This window comes from Flintibacter sp. (genome assembly GCF_046973065.1).
Genome location: NZ_JBKVXZ010000048.1, coordinates 21,951 through 28,505 on the forward strand (window position 1 = coordinate 21,951; position 6,555 = coordinate 28,505).

Genomic DNA, 6,555 nt, shown 5'->3' on the forward strand with positions numbered 1-6,555 from the left:
CCATGATAAAAAAAATTGCCCACGCTCTGACCCGTAAGCCAAAGCTAGTGGCATTGATTGCTGTCTTGCTGTTGATTCCCTCTGCGCTGGGCTATATCGGCACCAGGGTAAACTATGATATTTTGTCTTATCTGCCGGAAGATCTGGATTCTGTTCAGGGTGAGCGTCTTTTGGAGGAACCTTTCCACATGGCGGCCACCAGTATGCTCATCGTGGAGGGCATGCCCGCCGCCTATACCAACGACCTCATCAACGAGATCAAGGAGGTTCCCGGCGTCTCCAGCGCCATCTGGCTCAGCAACGCCGTTGGCATCCAGATTCCCACGGATTTCATCCCCGCTGCCCTGCGGGATATGTTCTTCGCCGGTGATTCCACCATGATGATCATCCAGTATGAGAAGTCCGGTGCGGCGGAGGAGACCATGCAGGCGATTGATGACGTGCGGTCGCTGTGCAATGAAAAATGCTTCCTGGCCGGTTTCTCCGTGGTCATCAAAGACACCAAGGATCTGGTGGATCAGGAGCTGCCTATCTACGTGGGCCTGGCCGTACTGCTGTCCCTCGTCGCCATGTCTCTGACCATGGAATCCATGGTACTACCCTTTGTGTTCCTGCTCAGCATCGGCATGGCCATCGTCTACAACTTTGGTACCAACATCTTCCTGGGGGAGATCTCCTACATCACGCAGGCCATCGCGGCGGTTTTACAGTTGGGCGTCACCATGGACTACTCCATCTTCCTTTACCACCGCTACCGGGAGGAACGGCTGCTTCATGAGGATCCCCGGGACGCCATGGCGGAGGCCATTGTGGCTGCCTTTACTTCCTTGTCCGGCTCCAGCCTGACCACCATCGCCGGTTTCCTGGCGCTGTGCTTCATGCAGCTGACCCTGGGCCGGGACATCGGCCTGGTCATGGCCAAGGGCGTGGTGCTGGGCGTGGCCACAGTGGTACTGGTGCTGCCCGCACTGCTGCTGATTTTTGACGAAAAAATCGAAAAGCACAAGCACCGGACGCTGATCCCCAATTTTGAAAAGATGAATCGCTTTATCATCCGCCACCGGCGGGTGTTTGTGGCCGTCTTTCTGCTGCTGTTCCTGCCAGCGGTATACGCCCAGAGCCACACCGCCGTCTACTACAAGCTGGATGAGGCGCTGCCCCAGGACATGGACTCCATCGTCGCCAACAACAAACTGAAAAATGACTACGACATGGCGGCTTCCCACTTTGTGCTGCTGCGGGACGATCTCTCCTCCACGGAGATGAATCAACTGGAGACCTCCGTAAAGGATGTGGAAGGCATTACCTCTGTCCTCTCTTATCACGCCATGCTGGGCAGCGGCATTCCTGATTTTTTCATTCCTGAGGCCCTGCGTGATATGCTGAAACAAGGCGGCTGGCAGATGATGATGGTCAACTCCGAATATCCGGCTGCCTCTGACCAGGTATCCGTCCAGTTGAAAGAACTGGAGCGCATCATAAAGAGCTATGACCCCGAAGCGCTCATCACCGGTGAGGCGGTACTGACCGACGATCTGATCGACACCTCCGCTGTGGATTTCAAGGTGACCAACTACATCTCTCTTGCCGCCATCTTCTTGATCATCATGGTGGTGTTCCGATCTCTCTCCATGCCCCTCGTGCTGGTAGCGGCCATTGAACTGTCCATTTTTATCAACCAGGGCATTCCTTACTTTACCGGCACGGTCATCCCCTTCGTGTCCCCCACCATCATCGGCTGCGTCCAGCTGGGCGCCACGGTGGATTACGCGATTCTGATGGCTACCCGCTTCCGGGAGGAGCTGCGGGCTGGAAAGAGCCGGGAGGATTCTATCCGCATCGCGGCCACTTCCTCGGATGCCTCCATCATCACCAGTTCTCTGGTGCTGTTCTGCGCCACCCTGGGTGTAGGGACGATCTCCGAGATTGAGATCATCAGTTCCATCTGCATGATGCTGGCCCGCGGCGCCCTGATCTCAGCTGTCATCAGCATGTTTATCATGCCCCCAGTGCTGTGCGTCTGCGAGCCCATCTTCAACAAGACCAGCCTCCACTGGCGTCTTCCAGTCAAACAGGTAAAGGAGCCTATGGTGTCTGGGAAATAACGGTTTATTCTTTCCGACTCGGCGGTTACTTGCGCTATATCAACGAGAAATCTCGCGGAGAAATTTATTTAAAACGGTGATGTTTATGGGACACAGGGTCATCTGTATCGGCAGGCAATTTGGCAGCGGCGGACATGAAATTGCGGTCCGGACAGCGGAGCGGCTGGGGATTAAGGTCTATGAACGGGAACTTCTCCACCTGGCCTGCAAATATGGGGAGCTTTCCGCTAATCTCATGGAAAGTTCCGACGAAAGGGCCACTAATCCGTTCCTGTATCAGGGCGTTTATGAGGGAAATTACCATGTGATTCGGGGGCTACCTACTTCTGAGGTCCTGTTTGCCCTGCAAAGCCATGAGATCAAGCGCATTGCCAAAGAGGAAGACTGCTGTTGCTTTGCAAACAAGCTGCGAAAATTTTTCAAACAATCTGCAAAAAGAAACGGCGCTTAAAAGGGTTTTAAGAAACCTCTTAAGCGCCATTCCTTTTGCTCAGATTTAGGGTCGGTTTTTCCTGCGGTTTCCGTGTTCCTCCAGAATCAGGTCTTTGCCAGTCCTGCGCTGCTGGTTCGGTATGTATTCCAGCAGGTCAGAAATGCTGCAGTCCAAGACCTCGCAAATCCTGTCCAGCTGATCGAAAGACACCCGCTCCGCCATCTCATTGTAAAGGTCACCGATGGTGGACGGGCGGATTCCGGTCAGCCGGGCAAGTTTTGCGCGTGTCCATCTGCGCTCTCCGAGGATTCGAGATAGGTGATTTTTTATCATCTCACTGCCCCTTTAGGGATATACTACCAAAAATAGGGGGCATATTGGGTCGATTTGTGAGTGAATAACTCGGAGCGTGACGAACTAACGAACTTCGTTAGAAATTGCGGATAATCAGCTCCGCATACTGCGTCTGATTGTTTCCATTCCCGGCCAGCGTGGAGGTGCGCGTGATCTCCTCGATGCGGTAGTCCGCATACAGCTCACGCACCAGCGGGTGGTCGTTGTAGGAGAGGATGAAACGGCCTTTTATATGGCTTAAAACCTCTCTTAAGCGTTGGTGATCCTGGGCACAGAAGGGGCTGTCGTAATACTTCTCGGTGTTCACATAGGGCGGGTCGAGGTAAAACAGGGCTGTGGGCCTGTCGTAGACCTTGATAAGGTCTGCAAAGTCCTTGTTCTCAATGTTCACGCCCCGGAGCCGTTCCTGTACCTTGGTCATATACTCCACAGCGTTGTCGATCTGCTTGGAGCTGGTGGCATAGGTGCGGTTATCACATCCGAAGCTGATCTTGACTGCATAGAAGAAGCGGGCGGCGCGCTGGATGTCCGTCAGGCCGCGCGCCTGGTACTGCGTCAGGCAGTCAAAGAACTGTTCCCGCGAGGTCAGCATCCATTCCAGCTCACGCTGCAGCTCCCCGCAGTGGTACTTCACGCAACGAAAAAGGTTGACCAGGTTGCCGTTGATGTCGTTGTACACCTCCAGCTGGTTTGCCTTCTTTTCCTTGGCGAAAAGCACCCAGGCCGCACCGCCGAACACCTCAATATAGCGCCCCACCGCATCATCGGGAAACCTCTCTAAAATGGCTCTACGCAGGGCGCGCTTGCCGCCGATCCATCCGATGAAACTTTCCATAGCACTTCATCCTTTCAAATAATGAAGGGGCATTATCCTCGGATGAGCTATGGAAGCGCCCTGCAGCTACGGGAGCTGCAGGGCTTTAGATTGCAGGGCTGTTCTCACTTCCCTCGGCTTCTTGGAAGCCCTTGGCCTTGGCGCTTTCAAAGGTGATCCCGCCTGCAGAGTGGTCTGATTTTGCCATGTTGAGATAGAAACTGCACACCACTCCGTGGGCCGTCCAGGGAAGCCCCACCATGGCGGAGATCCACGGCAGGGATCCGGTGTAGCCGACTCGGATGCAATAGGCAGCCAGGGCAAGCCCGCCTATTGTTACGACCCAAAGGAGAGAGCGAATATCAGCGACCAGGCGCTTTGAAAACTCCAGCCGCCTATGCGCCCTTGCTTGGGCCAGGCGCTTCCCGCCCATCACGCCAGCCCATGATCCAGGGCGAAGCGATAGAAGAGCTGGGCGGCCTGTTCGCGGGTGAGGAAGTCCTCCCACATCATGTTCGGCTCCCCGTTGTCCAGGGTGCCGTTGCCCGCGAATAGGCCCACGGACACGGCCCACTCTCTGGCCTTCTGGCTCCAGTCGCCGCTGTCGTTGTCACGGAGCTGCTTTCGGTACTCCGCCATTGCAGTGGCGAACATTTCGTTGAACTTGGTCTGATCCATATCGTCGTCCTCCTCCGGTACAATGGAAAAATCGGGGCGGCCATAGCCGCCGATTTTGCTGTAGGTCAGGGAATAGCTCTTGTCCCGGACGCAGCCGCCGTTCTCCACGACACCTGCTGCGGAACTGGTGTTGCCCTCAATGGTGTACACCCGGCCTCCGGCCACCTTCTCCACGATGCCAGTGTGGTAGAACGACTTGCCGCCGTCCTTCGTAAAGAAGATCTGGTCGCCGGGCTGCGGGCCGCTGGTGTGGAACTGGCCCTTCTGCTTGTAGTAGTTGGCGGAGCCGGAGCAGCCAGCCCCCACTCCTTTCTTGGCCTGGCAGAGCAGCTGCAGGCCCAGCTCCAGGCCGAAGGTCTGGATGAAGCACCAGTCCGTGAAGATGTCGCACCAGGCATAGCCGTTCTTCTTGCCGTTGTAGACCACGCCCAGGGCATCCAGGTCGCGTGCATACTTGTTCCAGTTCCCGTCCCCGGCGTTGGCCGTCTTATCATCGAGATGGGCGTTGGTCTCCTTCTCGATGTAGCCGATCTCGGCTCGGGCCGTGGCCAGCAGTCTATCAACCGGCTTCATGGCCATCATCCTCTCCGACAATAACACCTTGCTCAATGGCAAGCAGGCCGTTGTTCGTCAGTTCATATACAGCCGCCTCGATGAGCGCATCCAGCTTGTCGGTGTCAACGGTAATGCCATGCTCCCGGAGCCAGTTCAGCACATAGGCTTTCTTTTCCTCGCCCCTGCCGGAGCCGGTGTAGATCTGCTCGGCAGCGGTGACGGCAATCTTCACCCAGGCATTGATCTCAGCCTGCTGGGAAGCCGTGGTCTTGCTCTTGATATAGGGGATGACAATGGCGGTGATGATAGCCGCCAGGAGCATGAAAACAGCTTCGATGATCGCGGTGATGTCAAACATAGTACATCCTCCTTACTTAAAATTGCTTCTTAAATGGGATTTGAAGGGATAAAAAAGCCCTCCCAAGGGAGCTGTAAAAGCCTCCTTGGGAGGATGTTTACCAGGGCATAGACCCCACCTCCTTTCGAGCGGGATGGGCAGGACAAAAGCGCCTGAAGATATAAGCTCCAGGCGTACTTCAAATAATTTGTATACTAAGCTATTACTTTCTCATAAGCATAGCGGATTGCATCCGGTCTAAGCTCTGCATAAATTAAAGTTGTTTTGGGGTCGCTATGGCCGAGTAGGTGCTGGATTATTGTAATATCCATCCCCCCATGCAGGGCGTTTGTTGCGAAGGTATGGCGCATCAGATGGGGATATATCCTCCTGGTTTCTCCTGCCCTCTCTCCGATCCGCTGCAATGCTTTCTCAACAGCCCTTGGAGACATAGCAGCATAAGGCTTTCTGGTGCTTGCAAAGAGTGCTTCGCCACCCTTCCGACAGGATAGGTATTCGCGGAGCATTAGTTTTGCTCGAACAGAAAAATACACGGTCCGCTCTTTATGCCCTTTGCCTAGAACTACAACGCTCCGACTCTGCCAGTCTATTTGATCGATTCGTATCCCCGTAACCTCGTTCAATCGACAACCTGAAGAAACCAGAAACTCCACAAGGGCCTTTTCCTTATAAGAACAACATCCATCCCGGAGCTGCTCCAGTTCTTCAGGGGTGAGAGGTCGACGGGCTTTCATGCGATCAATTTTGAGAGACTTTATCTTCCGCATAGGGTTTTTCTTAATAATGTCCTCCATATCTAACCAGGAAAAGAAGGAGCGCAAAGTGTTGATGTGTGTCTGGATACTGCTGTCCTTCAGCCTGCGCTCATCAGCTAAATAGCCGATGTAGGTCCGGATGTCATCTGTGGTGATCTTCGTTATATGCTTGTCCACCTGAGAATGGAACGACGTGAGCATTTCTCGATAGTTTTTCAGGGTTTTGTGGGATAGACCATCTATTTTTTTTGCCGTCAAAAACGCCGAAATCTGTTTTTTGAGATTGCTTCTCTCTCGTACTGGCTCTCTAGTGATGCAATATCCATCCAGAAGCACTTTCAGCTCATTCTCACAGCATCCCGCCATAGTTTTTAGCTGGTCAATCAGTTCCTTTTTCGCATCCATATCCGCTACCTCCTTTTTCACCCAGTATATCTGGATATGGCAGCCTTGTCGAATAAGGCGCCTGCGGGATATGGGCTGGGCGGCAATGCAATCATGAC

8 protein-coding genes are annotated in these 6,555 nt (G+C 54.1%); 2 read left to right on the top strand and 6 right to left on the bottom strand.

Annotated features, from left to right (window positions below):
- The first annotated feature begins 2 nt into the window (after positions 1-2).
- Positions 3-2,105, top strand: a complete 2,103-nt coding sequence (locus ACLTXB_RS14450; RefSeq protein WP_412260370.1) for an efflux RND transporter permease subunit — start codon at positions 3-5, stop codon at positions 2,103-2,105.
- An 85-nt stretch (positions 2,106-2,190) separates the two neighbouring features.
- The gene (locus tag ACLTXB_RS14455; RefSeq protein WP_428227483.1) at positions 2,191-2,556 is read left to right on the top strand and encodes a cytidylate kinase family protein; all 366 of its coding nucleotides are present in this window, start codon (positions 2,191-2,193) and stop codon (positions 2,554-2,556) included.
- Between the two features lie 45 nt (positions 2,557-2,601).
- On the opposite strand, the gene ACLTXB_RS14460 is transcribed toward ACLTXB_RS14455, so the two are convergent.
- From ACLTXB_RS14460 to xerA, 6 genes are all read right to left on the bottom strand, one after another.
- Positions 2,602-2,871 (bottom strand): helix-turn-helix domain-containing protein, encoded by a 270-nt coding sequence (locus ACLTXB_RS14460; protein WP_412260367.1) that lies wholly within the window; start codon positions 2,869-2,871, stop codon positions 2,602-2,604.
- A 97-nt stretch (positions 2,872-2,968) separates the two neighbouring features.
- Positions 2,969-3,727 (bottom strand): DNA adenine methylase, encoded by a 759-nt coding sequence (locus ACLTXB_RS14465; RefSeq protein ID WP_412260364.1) that lies wholly within the window; start codon positions 3,725-3,727, stop codon positions 2,969-2,971.
- Between the two features lie 85 nt (positions 3,728-3,812).
- A complete protein-coding gene (locus tag ACLTXB_RS14470; RefSeq protein WP_412260362.1) occupies positions 3,813-4,139 on the bottom strand; it encodes a hypothetical protein in 327 nt (108 codons plus the stop codon).
- Complete coding sequence (locus ACLTXB_RS14475; protein ID WP_412260360.1) at positions 4,139-4,957, bottom strand: CHAP domain-containing protein; 819 nt, start codon at positions 4,955-4,957, stop codon at positions 4,139-4,141. Before ACLTXB_RS14475 ends, ACLTXB_RS14470 begins: the two co-directional genes overlap by 1 nt.
- Positions 4,944-5,297 (bottom strand): phage holin, LLH family, encoded by a 354-nt coding sequence (locus ACLTXB_RS14480; RefSeq protein ID WP_016405364.1) that lies wholly within the window; start codon positions 5,295-5,297, stop codon positions 4,944-4,946. The genes ACLTXB_RS14475 and ACLTXB_RS14480 overlap by 14 nt, the downstream gene beginning before the upstream one ends.
- Before the next feature lie 194 nt (positions 5,298-5,491).
- Positions 5,492-6,555: site-specific tyrosine recombinase/integron integrase (gene xerA, locus ACLTXB_RS14485; protein WP_428227484.1), on the bottom strand; the 1,064-nt coding region annotated here is incomplete at its 5' end.

Coding starts and splice junctions, on each gene's coding strand:
- ACLTXB_RS14465 (WP_412260364.1), bottom strand. CDS start 3,727: ATGGAAAGTTTCATCGGATGGATCGGCGGCAAGCGCGCCCTGCGTAGA.
- ACLTXB_RS14470 (WP_412260362.1), bottom strand. CDS start 4,139: ATGGGCGGGAAGCGCCTGGCCCAAGCAAGGGCGCATAGGCGGCTGGAG.
- ACLTXB_RS14460 (WP_412260367.1), bottom strand. CDS start 2,871: ATGATAAAAAATCACCTATCTCGAATCCTCGGAGAGCGCAGATGGACA.
- ACLTXB_RS14450 (WP_412260370.1), top strand. CDS start 3: ATGATAAAAAAAATTGCCCACGCTCTGACCCGTAAGCCAAAGCTAGTG.
- ACLTXB_RS14480 (WP_016405364.1), bottom strand. CDS start 5,297: ATGTTTGACATCACCGCGATCATCGAAGCTGTTTTCATGCTCCTGGCG.
- ACLTXB_RS14455 (WP_428227483.1), top strand. CDS start 2,191: ATGGGACACAGGGTCATCTGTATCGGCAGGCAATTTGGCAGCGGCGGA.
- ACLTXB_RS14475 (WP_412260360.1), bottom strand. CDS start 4,957: ATGAAGCCGGTTGATAGACTGCTGGCCACGGCCCGAGCCGAGATCGGC.